The sequence below is a fragment of the Bradyrhizobium ganzhouense genome (genome assembly GCF_049949285.1).
Lineage (GTDB): Bacteria > Pseudomonadota > Alphaproteobacteria > Rhizobiales > Xanthobacteraceae > Bradyrhizobium > Bradyrhizobium ganzhouense.
In genome coordinates this window covers 4,340,698-4,357,480 of sequence record NZ_CP181318.1, presented here as the reverse complement: position 1 = coordinate 4,357,480, position 16,783 = coordinate 4,340,698, and the positions used below count along the sequence as shown (strand labels likewise).

Below are 16,783 nucleotides of genomic sequence, written 5' to 3'. Positions count from 1 at the left end.
TCGACGGATTATCGGCTTAGCGCGAGATCGGCGGCGTCGGCGGACCGGAGGACTCGGCGGGTACAGGCGACGACGCCGCGGCGGGCGCTGATGGTGCCGGCTCGGCCGGCTTGGCCGCCGGTTCGGAGCTGGGCGCGGGCTCGGCCGGTTTGGACACGGCCGCCTCCGCAGGCTTGGGCGCAGCCGGTTCAGCGGGCTTTACGGCCGCCGGCGGGGCCGGCGTCACCTGCGGCACCGGATCGGGGCGCAGGGCCGGCGTCTCGCTGGCGCGCGGCTCGACCTTGGCACTCTCCGGCTTGGCCTCCGCCGGCTTCTCGGCCGGCTTGGCGCTGTCGGGCTTGGAGTCGGAATCGACCTTGGCGCTATCGCTCTTTGGTTCAGTCTTAGGCTCGTTCTTGGGCTCAGTTTTGGAATCGACCTTGGGCTCAACCTTCGGCGCGGCTGCGTCTTCGGTCCCCGGCTTGCCGCGCTTGCTCATGCGCCTGCCTTTGCGGCCCTCGGGCGGTTGCTCGGTGGTGGCCTCGGGCTTTGCGCCTTCCTTTGCGCCTTCCTTGGCACCCTCGTCGCTCGGCCGGGCTGCGCGCTTCTGGCGGCCCTCAGGTGCCGGGCTAGCAGTGCCACCCTCGCCCTCCGGCTTGGCGGCCTCCTGCGAGCGCGGGCGGCGGCCCTGATGCTCGGGCGTCTGCCCAGGATTCGTGTTGGCGTCCTTCTCCTTGGCACCGTCCCTCTTGTCCTTGCCGTCCTTGCCGCCATCCTTGGACTGATAGCGCGCGTCGGTGGCGCCATTGGAGACGAGATAGGAGGCCAGCACGCCGGCCATGTCCGGGCTGGTGGTGTAGTGCTGACGCAGGAAGCCCGGCAGCGAGCCCGGCGACACGGTCTTCAACAGCCCTCGCGGGCTCTTGTGGCAGGCGTTGCAGGTCTGCGCGAAAAGCTGGGATGGGGCCTTGCCGGCCTCGAGGTTCGTCGCCTGCGCCAGGACGGCATCGGAGGCGCCGAAGCCAATGAAAAACAGCACCGTGGCGAGGCTGAGCGCTCGGCTCGACATTCCCATCATCTCCATTGAAATCCGACAGATACGGCCGGCGTGCCCGCGCGGCGGCGGTCACCTTTTAGCCGATTGCGCTGCGAATGGAAGCGCACTCATCAAGCAAGTGAATACGCGTTTTTCGAATATCGGGTTTGAACACAACGCATTAGCGGTCCGGGAATAGGCTGCCTAGATTTACATGCGAACGCATGGGAACCAGTATGATCCCACGTGTGACGGCCGGGTTTGTTCGCTTCTTTTCGGGTTTGCTCGAGAGGTGTGTGTCGATGGACCGCTTGTTGCGCAAGTTCTTGTCCCAATTCATCCGCCGCGGGTCGATGACGGTGACCACGGCGGGCGGAATGAAGTTCACTGTCGGCGACGGCTCCGGCGAGCCGGTCGAAGTCCGCTTCGTCACCGCCGACGCACAACGGAGAGTCCTCATCAATCCCGAGCTCGGGCTTGGCGAGGCCTATATGAACGGCGAGTTCGTCGTCGAGCGCGGCAACATAGCTGATGCCCTCGCGATCCTGCTCGATCAAGCCGACCTGTTGCCGCACTGGGCAAAGCCCTGGTGGCACCTGCGCTATCTCGTCCGGCACCTGAGGCAGTTCAATCCGCGCGCACGCGCGCGCAGCAATGTCGCGCATCACTACGATCTCGATGCGCGGCTCTATTCGCTCTTCCTCGACGCCGACAAGCAATATAGCTGCGCCTATTTCGAGACGCAGGACGCCACGCTCGACGACGCGCAGCTCGCCAAGAAGCGGCACATCACAGCAAAGCTGCTGGTCAGCAGTGGCCAGCGCGTGCTCGACATCGGCTCGGGCTGGGGTGGGCTCGGCCTCTATCTCGCCGAGGTCGCGGGCGCTGACGTGACCGGCGTGACGCTGTCGACCGAGCAGTTGCAGATTGCGAACACGCGCGCCGCCGAAAAAGGCCTGACGCGACAGGCGCGCTTCCTGCTCCAGGACTATCGCGACATCGATGGCCCATTCGACCGCATCGTTTCGGTCGGCATGTTCGAACATGTCGGAGCCAGGTTCTACGACACTTACTTCAAGCGCTGCGCCGAGCTTCTCAGCGAGGACGGCGTCATGCTGCTGCATTCGATCGGCCGCTCGCAGGGGCCGGATTCGACCAATCCCTGGATCGCCAAATACATCTTCCCCGGCGGCTACATCCCGTCGCTGTCGGAGGTGCTGCCGGCGATCGAGAACGCCGGTCTATTGGTCTGCGACATCGAGATCCTGCGCTTGCATTATGCCGACACGCTGAAAGCCTGGCGGGAACGTTTCATGGCCCGGCGCGAGGAAGCCGTGCAGCTCTATGATGAGCGCTTCGCGCTGATGTGGGAATTTTACCTCGCCGCCTGCGAGATGACGTTCCGCAAGCAGGGTATGATGAACTTCCAGATCCAGCTCACCAGGCGCCAGGGCGTGGTCCCCATGACCCGCGACTATATCGCGCACGAGGAAGCCCGGCTGCGCGCCCTCGAGAGCGGCGCCAAGCCGAAGCTGAAGCTCGCTGGTGAATGAGTTCTAATGACGCAGAGTCGAAATCGACGAGATCCGGAAAGACGCCGGTAATGCCAGGCGGGCGCGCAATTCCGCGAGGGTTTCGGGCGCGACCGGCGTGCGTCGCTGCTCGGGCCGCGTGGCATGCTCCATGGCCGCGATCAGCCCGGAGAGCCAAAGCCGGCTACCAGCGTCGCTTCGCCAAGCCTGTAGCTGCCGTTCTGGCCGCATCGCTTGCCTCGTCTCCCTAGCGGCAGGTTACGGGGGACAATCCCCCACCCGCCAGTCCTGTTCCGGAGTACCCCGAAAGAATCCGGGGAGATGTGATCTGCTTCACATAAGTCTGGTTGGTCCTGGCCTAGATCGTCGGCATGAGCAAAGAGACCCGAACCTCATTCGACGTGCAGGACGACCTCCGCACCGATTACGCCCTGATCGCCACCGGCGTCGGAGCGGCCCTGGTTGCGCTGGTCTACCTCCTGCTGGTCTGAAACCCGCGCCAAAAGCGGCCAGCGTGCGTCATTTCGCGCGCTCTTTGATACGTCTGCGCCTCGACCCATAAGGTTCACGGCATCCGGATTATTCCGTGGTGAGGTCGCGGCCACTTCCAGCGCCGGGCGAGTTCCGCAAAAATCAGTCAAGCACGGCGCGTGCCGCGACCGCTAATCATCCACCATTTTAATGATCGGTTGATAGCGACGAGCTTTTGCTTCCGCTTCGGGCTGCGTCGGCGCTTTATCCCGGCCCCGCATCCGCCCAAGAAAATTGCTATCGCTCGATCATGGCCCTGACTGATTCGAACGTCCTCAAACTCGCGCCCGAAGCGGGAACTCCAGCCTACCGGAGCGCGCCGCACAATATCGAGGCGGAACAGAGCCTCCTGGGCGCGATCCTGGTCAACAACGATGCTTTCTACCGCGTCTCCGATTTCCTGGAGCCGAAACATTATTTCGAGCCGCTGCACCAGACCATATTCGAGACCGCCGGCAGCCTGATCCGGATGGGCAAGATCGCCACGCCGGTGACGCTGAAGACATTCTTGCCCGCCGACACCGACGTTGGCGGCATGACCATCGGCCAATACCTGGCGCGGCTCGCGGCTGAGGCCACCACCATCATCAACGCCCAGGACTATGGGCGCACCATCTACGATCTTGCGCTGCGTCGTGACCTCATCGGCATCGGCGAAGATATGGTCAACGTCGCCTATGACGCGCCGGTCGATTTCGCGCCGCGGGCGCAGATCGAGGACGCCGAGCGCCGCCTCTACGAGCTCGCCGAGTCCGGCCGTTACGACGGCGGCTTCCAGAAATTCTCGCAGGCGCTGGCGGTCGCAGTCGATCTCGCGGCAAAGGCGTTCCAGCGCGACGGAAAGCTGTCGGGCATCTCCACGGGCATGCGCGACCTCGACACCAAGATGGGCGGCCTGCAGCACTCCGACCTCATCATCGTGGCCGGGCGCCCGGGCATGGGCAAGACGTCGCTGGCGACCAACATCGCCTACAACGTCGCCAAGGCCTATGTCGGCGAGCTCCAGGCCGACGGCACCATGAAGGCCGCCAATGGCGGCGTGATCGGCTTCTTCTCCTGCGAAATGTCGGCCGACCAGCTCGCCACGCGTATCGTGGCCGAGCGCACCGGCATTCCCTCCTCCCACATCCGCCGTGGCGGCATCTCGGAAGCGGATTTCGACAAGATCCGGGAGGTCTCGATCGAGCTGCAGTCGCTGCCGTTCTATGTCGACGCGACCGGCGGCCTGTCGATCGCGCAGCTGATGGCGCGCGCGCGGCGGCTGAAGCGCCAGAAGGGCCTCGATCTGCTCGTGATCGACTACATCCAGCTGCTCTCCGGCTCAGGCAAGCGCGCCAGCGACAGCCGCGTGCAGGAAATCACGGAGATCACGACGAGCCTGAAGGCGCTAGCGAAGGAACTCAACGTCCCCGTGATCGCGCTGTCGCAGCTCTCGCGTCAGGTCGAATCCCGCGACGACAAGCGGCCGCAGCTCTCCGATTTGCGTGAATCCGGATCAATCGAGCAGGACGCCGACGTCGTGCTGTTCGTTTACCGCGAGGAATATTACCTCGCGATGAAGGAGCCACGCCCGGGCACGCCCGAGCACGAGAAATGGCGCCTGGACATGGACCTTGCGTATGGCAAGGCCGAAGTCATCATCGGCAAGCAGCGCCACGGCCCGACAGGCACCGTCGATTTGGCGTTCGAAGCCTCGGTCACGCGGTTCGGCGACCTTGCGCCTGACAGTCAGATGCCGGCTCGCAGCGGCAACGACTACTGAGTTCCTTGAACCCAGCCTGCCTCTTGCGTAAAACGGCGCCATGACAATGGCGTCCGACCCGAACATGATCCCGCAATCCGGCCTTCTCTCCGCGGAGGCCAATCAGGCTGCCGCGCTCGCAGCCCACGGCGGTGTGCTCACCGTCGATCTCGACGCCATCATCGCCAACTGGCGCAAGCTCGAGAAGACCGCCGTGCCGGCCGAGTGCTCGGCGGTGATCAAGGCCGATGCATACGGCTGCGGCACCGCGCAGGTCGCGCAGGCGCTGAACAAGGCCGGCTGCAAGACCTTCTTCGTCGCCACCATCGAGGAGGCGCGCATCGCCCGCGCGGCGGTACCGGACGCCACGATCTATGTGCTCGGCGGCTACTTCCAGAACACCGGCGAGCACTACGCCAAGATCAACTGCCGTCCGGTGATCGGCGATCTCAACGAGCTGGCCGAATGGGACGTGTTCTGCCGCCGCACCGGCTGGTCCGGCGGCGCCGCAATTCACATCGACACCGGCATGAACCGGCTCGGGCTGACGCTTGCGGAAGCGCAGGCCATCATCCCCCGCATCAATGCCGGCGATCACGGCATCACGCTGGTGATGAGCCATCTGGTCTCGGCCGAGCAGCTCAACAGCCCCGTCAATGCCAAGCAGCTCGGGACCTTCCGCAGCATCGCCAGCGAATTCTCCGGCGTGCCGGCGGCGCTCGCCAACTCCTCAGGCATCTTTCTCGGCGCGCCCTTCCAGTTCGACCTGGTCCGGCCGGGCGCCGCGCTCTATGGCGTCAATCCGACGCCGGAGGCCGACAATCCGATGCAGCCCGTGGTCGACCTCAAGGCGCGCATCGTGCAGGTCCGCACCATCGAGCGTGGCGAAAGCGTCGGCTATGGCGGCACCTGGACCGCGCGGCGACCGACCAAGCTCGCAATCATTGCGGTCGGCTATGCCGACGGCTATTTCCGCGCGGCCAGCTCCAATGACGGCACCCGCGGCGCCGAGGTGATCGTTGCCGGCAAGCGCTGTCCCGTCGCGGGCCGCGTTTCCATGGATCTGATCGCGATCGATATCACCGACCTGCCGCCGAACGCGGCGCGTCGCGGCCACATGGTCACGCTGCTCGGCGACGGCATCACCGTCGACGAACTCGCGCATCATTTCGGCACGATCGGCTATGAGGTGCTGACCAGCCTCGGCCACCGCTACGCCCGCGTCTACAAGGGCGGCAATGTCGTGGAGCCGCTGGCAAAGCCGGAGCCGGCGCAGGCGGCCGAACAGCCACCCTCCCCGCCGCCGATCGAGCAGCCGGCGAACCCGCCGCCGCTGCCGAGCTGAGCTGTCAGCCGCTTACTTCTTCTTCCTGCTGTCCAGCGCTGCCTTGCAGGTCGTGCTGAGCTGATCGCGCTTGCCGTTGAGGCAGGCCACGATGCCACCGCCGGGCGCGATGCCGGCGCAGAATTTGTCGTAGTCCGCCTTGCATGCGCCGCGCGGATCGGCCGATTGTGCAGAAGTGGCCCCGGAGAGTGCGACGACGAATGCGATAGCGGCAAAGCTCAACTTGGACATTGTATCTCCGGTGTCGGGACGTACGAGGCGATCAGCTCTACATGAAGATTGCGACATTCAACATCAACAACATCAACCGCCGCCTGCCCAATCTGCTCGCATGGATGCGGGCGGCCAAGCCTGATGTCGTCGCGCTTCAGGAGTTGAAGGCAAGTGATGGCGAATTTCCGGCAGCGGCAATCGAAAAGGCCGGCTACGGCGCAGTCTGGCGTGGACAGAAGACCTGGAACGGCGTTGCGATCCTCGCCCGCAACGCCGAGCCGGTGCTGACGAGCGACCGATTGCCGGGACGGCCCGACGACCACGAGGCGCGCTACATCGAGGCCGCCGTGCGCGGCGTCATCGTCACCAGCATCTATTTGCCGAACGGCAATCCGCAGCCCGGGCCGAAGTTCGACTACAAGCTGGACTGGCTTGCCCGGCTGAAGCGCCACGCCAAAACCTTCCTCAAGCAGGATCTGCCCGTCGTGCTCGCAGGCGACTTCAACGTCGCGCCTGATGAGATCGACATCTATCCGACGCGCTCATGGGACAAGGATGCGTTGATCCAGCCGAAAAGCCGTGCGGCGTTCGCCTCCCTCGTCGAGCAAGGCTGGTGCGATGCGATCCGCGAGCTGCACGGAGACCAGCGCGTCTATACTTTCTGGGATTACAAGCGAAACCGCTGGCCGCGCGATGCGGGCCTCAGGCTCGATCATCTGCTGCTCAGCCCTGCGCTGATCTCGCGTCTGGCAAAGGCCGGCGTCGACAAGAAGGTTCGCGGCGAGGATGGCGCGAGCGATCATGCCCCGGCCTGGGTGGTGCTGAAACAGCCGTGATTTCGTCGGGTAGGCAAAGGCCCACTTGCGCCGTGCCCACCCGACGAAATCGCGCGCTATCACCGCCCGTAATAGTCCTGCACCGTGTCCCACGCCGCCTTTTGCAGCAGCTGCACGGTCTCCGGATCGATCCCCATCGTGTAGGAATTGCCGACCGGCGAGCGCCCCGTCAGCGCAGCCAGCGTCACGCACGCCGCGAGATAGGTGCCGGCGGGGCTCGGGTGCCGCTTGTCCGGTGCGTAGAGATTGAGCTCCGGCTGCAACTTGCGCACGCGCGCAAACGCGAGGCCCGCGGGAATGACCAGCATATCATTGGCATTGCCGGCGATCGTATAGGCCTCGGCCAGCGCTTCCGTCATTTCCGGCTTGTCGAGATAGGCCCAGGACATGAACAGCACCGGCCGCACGTCGTGGGCGCGGACGATCTCGCTGTCCTTCTTGGCGAAGGTGGTGAAGGCGTCCTTCAGTTGCGGATGGATCGGGCATTGGCTGCAATCCATCATCACGACGGCATCGAACTGCTTGCCCGGCTTGTTGAAGACGACAACGTTGTGGTCGTCGAAGGAATAGGCGCCGAGACCGCCCGGCCGCAGCAGATTGTCCATGTCGTGCCAGTCGAGGCCGGAGCCGCCGATCGTGGCCATGGTGTTGCGATAGGCCGCCTTGTTGGCATCGTCCGCAGCCCGCTCCAACAAGGAGAGGTGCCCGGGCATACCGTTGTTGTAATAGAAAAAGCTGTTGCCGACGAACAGCGCGGCCTTGGGAAAGTCCGGTCCGAGCGTCGTGACCTTCGGCTTGGTTTGCGCTTGCGCATTGAAGCCGGCTGCAACGGCCAGACACATTGCGAGCATCACTCGCGCAAAAAGACGCATCATGGCTTCCCCCCTTTTTCTAGGACTGGAAACAGATCAGCTTTTCATAAGAGCCTCAAGAGGATGGACGTGCAGCAGATATGCGTGAGACGGCGTGCTCACCACAAATTCTTGCCGTCAATCATGTTGACCGGCACCGCTTCCAGATCGAAATCGTCGAACAGGCGCGCGTTGACCGCGACCTTGGGATTGTCGAAATCGGGCTTGCCGTTCGACCAATCCGGCGACTCCGAAAAGGTGCCGCAGCCGCATGTCGCGCAGTAATGATGTTTGATCGTGCGGCTCCCCCAGAGATAGGTCGCGACGTTGTCGGCCGGCGACAGCAGGCGAAACTGCGCCGGCGTGTAGTAGGCCCACAGCGCGCCGCGCTTGGTGCAGAGCGAGCAGGTACAGCGCGTCACGCTCGAAGGCGCCTCTGTCACCTCGAATACCGTCTCACCGCAATGACAACTTGCCTCGATCGGCATGACCCGCTCTCCGTTTTGTCAGGAGGTGGTCATAGCCCGCCCCTGCTGCCAACATGCTGTCAGCAGCGCGACCGCACCGTCGGAGGGCCTAGTTCGCGGACAGGCGCTTGGCGTTGGCGGCCACGTGCTTGCGATAGCGCTGGACAACCGCAGCCGGCGTTGCACCCGCGAGCAGGCTGGCAAACGCTTCGAAGGCGGCAGCGACCTTCTCGCTGACCATCAGCACAGCCTCTTGCCCTGCAGCCTTATCGCCATGACTGAACTTCTCGCAGCGAAGCCGAACCACTTCGCTCGCTTCAACCGCGAGCATCGCGCCGGCGTGCCAGGGAAAGCCGTTGTCGGATCCGCTGAGCACCGCATGGCGGTCGAGCGCGGAGAAGGAATGGTGGTCGGGCATCGCGGACCTCAAATTCTTTGAGCGAACGCTCCGATCGATACGCTTCAAATTCCAAAGATCCGGCCGGGGAACTGGTCGGATTGGCGACAGGCGCGACACCGGATCTTAACCGAGGCCCTTGACGCGGCAGCCCTGGTTATCATACTGGTCTGACCAAGATCAGACCAAAAGAGACCGGGATGGAGCTGAAGCGGGCCGCCGAAGGCGAAAAAGGGTTCGAGAAGGTGTTTGCCTTCCTGCGCGAGCGCCTGCTGGCGGGCTCGCTCAAACCCGGCGATCGCCTGATTTCCGAGCGCGAGCTCGCGACGCTGCTCGGCGTCAGCCGGCCGATCGTCCGGGAAGCGCTGCGCGCCCTCACCGTGCTCGGCATCGTCGAGATCCGCGACCGCATCGGCACCGTGGTGACGCGACCGGATGTTTCGGTGCTGAACGACTTCTTCACCTTCGCGCTCGCCCAGCAGGCAGACATGCTCGACGACGTCATGCAGGCGCGCGTCGCGATCGAATGCCAGGCGATCCGGCTCGCCTGCGAGCGCGCCAACATTGCCGATTTCGAACGGCTCCAGCGCGCACTCGCCAAGATCGGCGAGACCATCGACGAGGCCGACGCCGGCGGCATGGCCGATTTTGAATTCCACCGCGCCATTGTCGTCGCGTCGCATTCGGAGACGCTGAGCGTCCTGCACAGCTCGATGGCGGGCCTGCTAACGCATTCGCATCGCAGCCGCCGCGAACTGGTGCAGGCCTTCCCGTCGATGAAGACTTATCTGATCGACGATCACCGCCGCATCTTCGACGCCGTCATCGCGCGCGATCCCGAGCGCGCGGACGCGACACTGCGCAAGCATTTTGCCATCGGGGACGAATACCGCAGACGCGCTGTCGTCGGCGACATCGACAAGATCAACGCCTCAGGTTGATCGCGGCCGCGCAGTCGACCAAGAAGCCAACCAACCAAGAAACGGACAGATCATATGGGACGGGATGACAAGGGCAGCGTCGGATTCATCGGCATCGGCACGATGGGCCGGGAGATGGTGCGCAACCTGTTGAAGGCCGGTCACGGGGTGCGCGCCTTCGATCTGAACGAAGCGGCCGTGGCCGATATCGTCAAGGAGGGGGCGACGCGTGCCCAAAATCCGGCCGATGCCGCACAAGGCGCCGAAATCGTCATCACTATGCTGCCCGACACACCCCATGTCGAGGCAACGGTCTACGGCGAACACGGCCTGCTGAAGTCTCCTCCGCTCGGCAAGCTCATCATCGACATGAGCACGATCTCACCCGTCGCCGTCCGTCGCATCCATGCCGACCTGCAAAAGATCGGCGTCAGCTTCATCGACGCGCCGGTCTCGGGCGGACCGCTGGGTGCCAAGAACGCCGCGCTCTCGATCATGGCCGGCGGTGAAGCGACCGCCTTCGCGAAGGCCGAGCCGTTCTTCCGCGCGATGGGCACCACCATCACGCATGTTGGCGCGTCCGGTGCCGGCCAGACTGTCAAGCTGTGCAACCAGCTGATCTGCGGCATCAATATCCAGGCGATCTGCGAAGCCCTCGCGCTCGGTCGCGCCTCGGGCCTCGATCTCAATCTGCTACGTCGGGTCCTGCTTGGTGGCTCCGCCGCCTCCTGGATGCTCGACAAGCTCGGCCCCGCGATGATCGCGGGCGACGTCTCCGCCGGCTTCCGCATTGATCTGCAGCTCAAGGATCTTCGCTTGGTGCAGGAGCACGCGCAGGCGCTGAGCGTACCGCTGCCCGGCACCGCGCTGGTCACCAGCCAGTATGTCGACGCCCGCGCCCATGGCGAGGGCGCCAACGGCAATCAGGCGCTGTTCCGCGTCTATGACCGCATGACCAACCAGACGACCGGCTGACCCGATACGATGAGCCTCCAACTCGACTTTCCCGCAGTGCTGGAGCGTTGGCCGAGCTTTCTCGGCGGCGCTGCACTGACGTTGGAGTTGGCGGCTTTCGCGACGGTGTTCGGCGCCGTGCTCGGCACGCTCGCGGCAGTCGGGCGCGGTGCGCAAAGCTCAGTGATCGCCGGCACTTGCAAGGTCTATGTCGAGACCATCCGCAATACCCCGCTGCTGGTGCAGATATTCCTGGTCTATTTCGGCCTCGCCAGCCTCGGGCTGAAGCTCTCTGCCTTCACGGTGGCGGTGGCCGCGCTGACAATCAATGTCGGTGCCTACACCGCCGAAATCATGCGCGCCGGTTTCGAGGCAATCCCTCGCGGACAGATCGAGGCGGCCGAAGGGCTCGCGCTGTCACGCTTCCAGATCTACTGGCACATCATCCTGCTGCCGGCGATCGAGAAGGTCTACCCGGCACTGACGAGCCAGTTCGTGTTGTTGATGCTGGCCTCCTCGGTCTGCTCGCAGATCTCGGCCGAGGAGCTGACTGCGGTGGCCAATTACATTCAATCGGACACCTATCGCGCGTTCGAGACCTACATCATCGTCGCGATCCTCTACGTCATCTTGTCGCTCGTCATGCGCGCGGGCTTCTGGGGCCTCGGACTCGTGCTGTTCCCGCGCCGTCGCCGGCTCGGGACGCCGTTGTGAGATGAGCATGGGCGGACATCTCAACTTCAATCATCTGATGTTCCTCGGCCAAGGCGCGCTGTGGACGATTGGTCTCTCGGTGATCGCGCTGATCGGCGGCGGCATCGTCGGCTTCATCATCGCGCTCGCGCGGATCTCGCCGCTCAAATCCGTGCGGATTGCCAGTGCTGTCTATGTCCAGCTCATCCAGGGCACTCCGCTTCTCGTCATCCTCTTCCTCGGCTATTTCGGTCTCGCCGCGATCGGCCTCAAGGTCTCCTCGCTCACCGCCGCCGGCGCATCACTCACGCTCTACGTCGCTGCCTATCTCGGCGAAATCTGGCGCGGCTGCATCCAGTCGGTGCCGAAGCCGCAATGGGAAGCCGCCGAGGGGCTGGCGCTGAGCCGGACCCAGCGCATGATGAAGGTGATCCTGCCGCAGGCCATCCGCATCGCGACGCCGCCCACCGTCGGCTTCATGGTGCAGATCATCAAGAACACCTCGCTCGCCTCCGTCGTCGGCTTCGTCGAGCTGATGCGCTCGGGCCAGATCGTCAACAATTCGCTGTTCGAGCCGTTCGTCATCTACGCCATCATCGCCGTCGTCTATTTCGCCATGTGCTATCCCCTGTCGCTGTTCAGCCAGAAGCTGGAACAGCGCATGGGACGCGGCAGGTCCAACCTCGCGCCAGCCTGACATGCAGCAAAACGCCCCCTCCTCCGAACCGATCGTGTCGCTTCGCAACGTGCAGAAGAGCTTTGGCCCGCTCCGGGTGCTCGATGGCGTCTCCTTTGCCGTCGAGCGTGGCGAAGTGCTGGCACTGATCGGCCGCTCCGGCTCTGGCAAGAGCACCGCGCTGCGCTGCATCGACCGTTTCGAAAAGGTCGACGGCGGCGAGATCCTGGTTTGCGGGCACCGCGTCGACCGTCCGGATGTCGATCTCCGAGCGCTGCGCCAGGACGTCGGCATCGTCTTCCAGAGCTACAATCTGTTTCCGCATTTGACGATCGAGCAGAACATCACGCTCGCGCCCTGCGCCGTGAAGGGCATCGCGACGGCCCAGGCAAAGGATCTCGCGCAAAAAGTGCTGGCGCAGGTCGGGCTCGAGGAGAAGCTGCACGCGTACCCCGAGCAGCTCTCGGGCGGCCAGCAGCAACGCGCCGCGATCGCCCGCTCACTGGCCATGCAGCCAAAGGTGATGCTGTTCGACGAGGTGACCTCCGCGCTCGATCCAGAACTCACCGCCGAAGTGCTGAAGGTGATCGAGCAACTGGCGGCGGATGGCATGACCATGGTGATGGTCACCCACGAGATGGGCTTTGCCAAGGGCATCGCCGACCGGATCGTGTTCATGCACCGCGGCAAGGTTCACGAGACTGGACCTGCCTCGATCCTGACGTCGCCGACGACACCCGAACTCACGCAATTCGTGGGCACGGGAAACTTAAAATCATAACAGGGAGAGGAGAACTAGGGATGACCAACAAGACATTGCTGGGCGCTGCCGCCGCGCTATGCGGCCTCGTCATGATATCAGCGACGCCGGCATCAGCCGACCTGCTCGACGACATCATGCAGGCCAAGAAAATCCGCATCTCGACGGATGTCGCCATTCCGCCCTCGGGCATGATGGACTCCAGCATGAAGCCAACTGGCTCCGACGTCGAAGTGGCACAGCTGCTGGCCAAGGACTGGGGGCTCGAGCTCGAGTTTGTCCAGACCACGGGCGCGACGCGTATTCCGAACGTCCTGACCGGCAAGGCCGACATCATCATCTCGACCCTGTCGGTGACACCCGAGCGCGCCAAGGTCATCGACTTCACCAAGCGCTACGCGACGCTGCAATCCGACGTCGGCTGCCTGAAATCGTCGACCGTAAAGGACTGGCCCGACCTGAAGGACAAGTCGATCGGCGTCTCGCGCGGCACCACGCAGGACACGACCCTGTCCAACATGAAGGACAAGGATCTCAAGATCGCGCGTTACGACGACGATGCCACCATGGTGACGGCAGCCGTCTCCGGCCAGGTCGACTGCGTCGGCTCGTCGGCGACGATCATCAACCAGATCGGCGTGAAGAATCCGGCGCGCGTCTTCGACTCCCGGATTCCGTTGGCCACTTTCGACCTCGCCATCGGCCTGAAGAAGGGCGAGCAGCGCCTGATGGACAAGCTCAACGCCTGGATCACCGAGAACGTCAAGAACGGCAAGCTCAACGCGATCTACAAGAAGTTTCACGGGGTCGAGCTGCCGCCTGACATGCGCAGCTAAATCACACGAAAACCGTGACAGCCGCTCGCGGCTGTCACGGCCAATGCAAAATCAAGAAGGACATCACATGCGTCTCGTCATCGGATCCGACCACGCCGGCTGGCCGCTCAAGCAGACCGTCATCGACCACATCCGCAAGCTCGGCCACGACGTCGTCGACGTCGGCTCCTATGACGACAAGCCGGTGGACTTCCCCGACATTGCGCGCGCCGTGGCGCAAAAGGTGACGTCGGGCGAAGCCGGGCGCGGCATCATGGTCTGCGGCACCGGCGTCGGCGCCTCGATCGCCGCCAACAAGATGAAGGGCATCCGCGCTGCGGTCTGCCACGACGTTCATTCCGCCCATCAGAGCGTCGAGCATGACGACGTCAACGTCATGTGCATCGGCGCACAGATCGTCGGCGGATGGCTGGCCGTAGACCTCGTCTCGTCCTATCTCTCCGCCGAATTCTCCACCGACGAGGACTTCCGCCGCCGCGTGGAGAAGCTGCGGATGATGGACGAGCAAGGCTGACGGCCTGCTTGGGCCGGCGGTCGACGCATGGTGTGATCGGTTCCCCCAGGACGAATCGCCCGCAACGCCAGCCAAGGCTACACTCTCCCGATTCGTGGAGAGCAGCTTGGCCTTTCTCTTCGTCCTCAGCATCGGCCTGATCGCAGGCACCATATCCGGCATCGTCGGCACGGGCTCGTCGATCATGCTGATGCCGGTGCTGGTCTATGCCTACGGGCCGAAGGAGGCCGTGCCGATCATGGCGGTCGCGTCCGTCATGGCAAACTTTTCGCGCATATTGGCGTGGTGGCGTGAGGTCGACTGGCGGGCCTGCGCGGCCTATTCGGTCACGGGCATTCCGGCTGCCGTGCTCGGCGCGCGGACGCTCTTGGCGCTACCCTCGCACGCCGTCGATCTCACCATCGGCATCTTCCTGATCGCAATGGTGCCGGTGCGGCACTGGCTGGCGCGGCACGATCTCAAGGCCAATCTCTGGCATCTCGCGATCGGCGGCGCGATCATCGGCTATCTCACCGGCATCGTGGTCTCGACCGGTCCGCTCAGCGTGCCGCTGTTCCTGTTCTATGGCCTCTCCAAAGGCGCCTTTCTCGCAACCGAAGCCGCCTCCTCGCTTGGCCTCTACTTCGCCAAATCGGTGACGTTCGAACGCTTCGGCGCGCTGACGCAGGAGGTCTTCATCAAGGGTGTGATCGCAGGCTCCTCGCTGATGGCCGGCGCTTTCGTCGCCAAGCGCTTCGTCATGCACCTGAAACCCGAGATGTTCCGCATGGTGATGGATGGGATCATGATCGCTGCCGGGGTCTCGATGCTCTGGAACGCAACGCAGCAGTAGCTGTAACACTCCGGCGATTGCGGTTGCGGCCTGCTATTTCGTGCTATCAGCACATCAGAGATCCTCGACTCAACCATCCCATGGCCAAGAACACGCTCTCCTTCGTCTGCCAGAACTGCGGCGCGGCCTATAACCGCTGGCAGGGCAAGTGCGAGTCCTGCGGCGAATGGAATACGCTGGCCGAGGAAGACGCGACCGGCAGCGTGCCGGTCTCGATCCGCTCCAAGCGCAAGGGCCGAACGTTTGCGCTGGAGAGCCTTGCGGGAAAAAGCCCTGACGCGCCGCGCCTGTCCTCTGGGCTGACCGAGCTCGACCGCGTCACCGGCGGCGGCTTCGTGCGCGGCTCGGTGCTGCTCGTCGGCGGCGATCCCGGCATCGGCAAATCGACGTTGCTGACGCAGGCGACCAGCCTGATGGCGCGCGCCGGGCACCGCATCGTCTACATCTCCGGCGAAGAAGCCATCGCCCAGGTGCGGCTGCGCGCCGAGCGGCTCGGACTGTCGGATGCGCCCGTGCAGCTCGCGGCCGAGACCTCGGTCGAGGACATCGTCTCGACACTGTCGGAAGGCGCCGTGCCCCGGCTGATCGTGATCGACTCGATCCAGACCATGTGGACCGACACGGTGGAATCGGCGCCCGGCACCGTGACCCAGGTGCGCGCCTCGGCGCAGGCGCTCATTCGTTTCGCCAAGAAGACGGGTGCGGCCATCATCCTGGTCGGCCACGTCACCAAGGACGGCCAGATCGCCGGCCCTCGCGTCGTCGAGCACATGGTCGATGCCGTGATGTCGTTCGAGGGCGAAGGCTCGCAGCAATTCCGAATCTTACGCGCCGTCAAAAACCGCTTCGGCCCGACCGACGAGATCGGCGTGTTCGAGATGACCGGGCTCGGCCTGCGCGAGGTCACCAACCCTTCCGAGCTGTTCCTGTCCGAGCGCGACCTCGGCACCCCCGGCACCGCAGTCTTCGCGGGCATCGAGGGCACGCGGCCCGTTCTGGTCGAATTGCAGGCGCTGGTGGCCCCGACCTCACTCGGCACCCCCCGCCGTGCCGTGGTCGGCTGGGACCAAAGCAGGCTCTCTATGGTGCTGGCGGTGCTGGAGGCGCATTGCGGGGTCAAGCTGTCCGGCCACGACGTCTATCTGAACGTCGCGGGCGGCCTGCGCATCCACGAGCCGGCCGCGGATATGGCGGCTGCGGCCGCGCTGGTTTCTTCCCTGGTTAACGCGCAGTTACCCACCGATGCGGTCTATTTCGGCGAGATTTCGCTCTCCGGCGTCATCCGACCGGTGGCGCAGACCCCGGCCCGGCTCAAGGAAGCGGTCAAGCTCGGCTTCAAGCGCGCCGTGCTGCCCGAATCGGCCCGCGGCGGTGATGCCAGCGGTGATGCCGGGCTGACCCTGAACGCGGTCAACAGCCTCACGACCCTGGTCGCTGAAATCGCCGCCAAGGGCTCCCGCCGTGGCGACTCGAACCCGCCAGCGGAGAAAAATGCCACACCGGCAAGATTCCGCCGTGGCGAGGGGTAGCCGGAGGTGACGTCAAGCGTCCCCACGGCTATACAGCCGTCACAAAAGCAGCACGGGATTGCGTGGTTACGGCCTTGCCGGGAACGTCGTCTGGCCTTCAGTTAGGGCGGCGGCCAAACACCGATTCGCTGAGCACCCTTT

At 64.3% G+C, this 16,783-nt stretch carries 18 protein-coding genes; 13 read left to right on the top strand and 5 right to left on the bottom strand.

Annotated elements, in window-relative coordinates:
• Window positions 1-16: 16 nt before the first annotated feature.
• The gene (locus tag ACLFLU_RS19760; protein WP_426413820.1) at window positions 17-1,048 is read right to left on the bottom strand and encodes a hypothetical protein; all 1,032 of its coding nucleotides are present in this window, start codon (window positions 1,046-1,048) and stop codon (window positions 17-19) included.
• A 269-nt stretch (window positions 1,049-1,317) separates the two neighbouring features.
• On the opposite strand from ACLFLU_RS19760, the gene ACLFLU_RS19755 reads away from it, so the two are divergent.
• The 3 genes from ACLFLU_RS19755 to alr all read left to right on the top strand — a co-directional run bounded on the left by ACLFLU_RS19755 (window position 1,318) and on the right by alr (window position 6,164).
• The gene (locus tag ACLFLU_RS19755) at window positions 1,318-2,568 is read left to right on the top strand and encodes a class I SAM-dependent methyltransferase (protein ID WP_426413819.1); all 1,251 of its coding nucleotides are present in this window, start codon (window positions 1,318-1,320) and stop codon (window positions 2,566-2,568) included.
• A 760-nt stretch (window positions 2,569-3,328) separates the two neighbouring features.
• A complete protein-coding gene (locus ACLFLU_RS19750) occupies window positions 3,329-4,840 on the top strand; it encodes a replicative DNA helicase (RefSeq protein ID WP_426413818.1) in 1,512 nt (503 codons plus the stop codon).
• 46 nt (window positions 4,841-4,886) lie between these two features.
• Window positions 4,887-6,164, top strand: coding sequence for an alanine racemase (gene alr, locus ACLFLU_RS19745; protein WP_426414030.1), 1,278 nt, complete (start codon window positions 4,887-4,889; stop codon window positions 6,162-6,164).
• 12 nt (window positions 6,165-6,176) lie between these two features.
• On the opposite strand, the gene ACLFLU_RS19740 is transcribed toward alr, so the two are convergent.
• On the bottom strand, window positions 6,177-6,395 hold the full coding sequence (locus tag ACLFLU_RS19740) for a cysteine rich repeat-containing protein (RefSeq protein ID WP_426413817.1): 219 nt from the start codon (window positions 6,393-6,395) through the stop codon (window positions 6,177-6,179).
• Between the two features lie 41 nt (window positions 6,396-6,436).
• Here ACLFLU_RS19740 and ACLFLU_RS19735 point away from each other — a divergent pair, with 41 nt between their 5' ends.
• The gene (locus tag ACLFLU_RS19735) at window positions 6,437-7,213 is read left to right on the top strand and encodes an exodeoxyribonuclease III (RefSeq protein WP_426413816.1); all 777 of its coding nucleotides are present in this window, start codon (window positions 6,437-6,439) and stop codon (window positions 7,211-7,213) included.
• Between the two features lie 59 nt (window positions 7,214-7,272).
• On the opposite strand, the gene ACLFLU_RS19730 is transcribed toward ACLFLU_RS19735, so the two are convergent.
• The 3 genes from ACLFLU_RS19730 to ACLFLU_RS19720 form a co-directional block, all read right to left on the bottom strand.
• On the bottom strand, window positions 7,273-8,088 hold the full coding sequence (locus tag ACLFLU_RS19730) for a DUF4886 domain-containing protein (RefSeq protein WP_426413815.1): 816 nt from the start codon (window positions 8,086-8,088) through the stop codon (window positions 7,273-7,275).
• 95 nt (window positions 8,089-8,183) lie between these two features.
• Window positions 8,184-8,552, bottom strand: a complete 369-nt coding sequence (locus tag ACLFLU_RS19725; RefSeq protein WP_426413814.1) for a GFA family protein — start codon at window positions 8,550-8,552, stop codon at window positions 8,184-8,186.
• Window positions 8,553-8,640: 88 nt separating this feature from the next.
• Entirely contained in the window at window positions 8,641-8,949 is a 309-nt protein-coding gene (locus ACLFLU_RS19720) for a hypothetical protein (protein ID WP_426413813.1), read from the bottom strand.
• 179 nt (window positions 8,950-9,128) lie between these two features.
• On the opposite strand from ACLFLU_RS19720, the gene ACLFLU_RS19715 reads away from it, so the two are divergent.
• The 9 genes from ACLFLU_RS19715 to radA all read left to right on the top strand — a co-directional run bounded on the left by ACLFLU_RS19715 (window position 9,129) and on the right by radA (window position 16,642).
• The gene (locus tag ACLFLU_RS19715) at window positions 9,129-9,869 is read left to right on the top strand and encodes a FadR/GntR family transcriptional regulator (protein ID WP_426413812.1); all 741 of its coding nucleotides are present in this window, start codon (window positions 9,129-9,131) and stop codon (window positions 9,867-9,869) included.
• A gap of 54 nt (window positions 9,870-9,923) precedes the next feature.
• A complete protein-coding gene (locus ACLFLU_RS19710; RefSeq protein ID WP_426413811.1) occupies window positions 9,924-10,823 on the top strand; it encodes an NAD(P)-dependent oxidoreductase in 900 nt (299 codons plus the stop codon).
• Between the two features lie 9 nt (window positions 10,824-10,832).
• Complete coding sequence (locus ACLFLU_RS19705; RefSeq protein WP_426413810.1) at window positions 10,833-11,516, top strand: amino acid ABC transporter permease; 684 nt, start codon at window positions 10,833-10,835, stop codon at window positions 11,514-11,516.
• 7 nt (window positions 11,517-11,523) lie between these two features.
• Window positions 11,524-12,192, top strand: a complete 669-nt coding sequence (locus ACLFLU_RS19700) for an amino acid ABC transporter permease (RefSeq protein ID WP_426413809.1) — start codon at window positions 11,524-11,526, stop codon at window positions 12,190-12,192.
• Between the two features lies 1 nt (window position 12,193).
• The gene (locus ACLFLU_RS19695) at window positions 12,194-12,952 is read left to right on the top strand and encodes an amino acid ABC transporter ATP-binding protein (protein ID WP_426413808.1); all 759 of its coding nucleotides are present in this window, start codon (window positions 12,194-12,196) and stop codon (window positions 12,950-12,952) included.
• 20 nt (window positions 12,953-12,972) lie between these two features.
• The gene (locus ACLFLU_RS19690; RefSeq protein ID WP_426413807.1) at window positions 12,973-13,767 is read left to right on the top strand and encodes a transporter substrate-binding domain-containing protein; all 795 of its coding nucleotides are present in this window, start codon (window positions 12,973-12,975) and stop codon (window positions 13,765-13,767) included.
• 67 nt (window positions 13,768-13,834) lie between these two features.
• Window positions 13,835-14,281 (top strand): ribose 5-phosphate isomerase B, encoded by a 447-nt coding sequence (rpiB, locus tag ACLFLU_RS19685; protein WP_426413806.1) that lies wholly within the window; start codon window positions 13,835-13,837, stop codon window positions 14,279-14,281.
• A gap of 106 nt (window positions 14,282-14,387) precedes the next feature.
• Window positions 14,388-15,113 carry a sulfite exporter TauE/SafE family protein gene (locus ACLFLU_RS19680; protein WP_426413805.1) on the top strand — a complete coding sequence of 242 codons (726 nt, stop codon included), beginning with the start codon at window positions 14,388-14,390 and terminating at the stop codon, window positions 15,111-15,113.
• Between the two features lie 80 nt (window positions 15,114-15,193).
• Window positions 15,194-16,642, top strand: coding sequence for a DNA repair protein RadA (radA, locus tag ACLFLU_RS19675; protein ID WP_334518971.1), 1,449 nt, complete (start codon window positions 15,194-15,196; stop codon window positions 16,640-16,642).
• The last annotated feature ends 141 nt before the right edge of the window (window positions 16,643-16,783 follow it).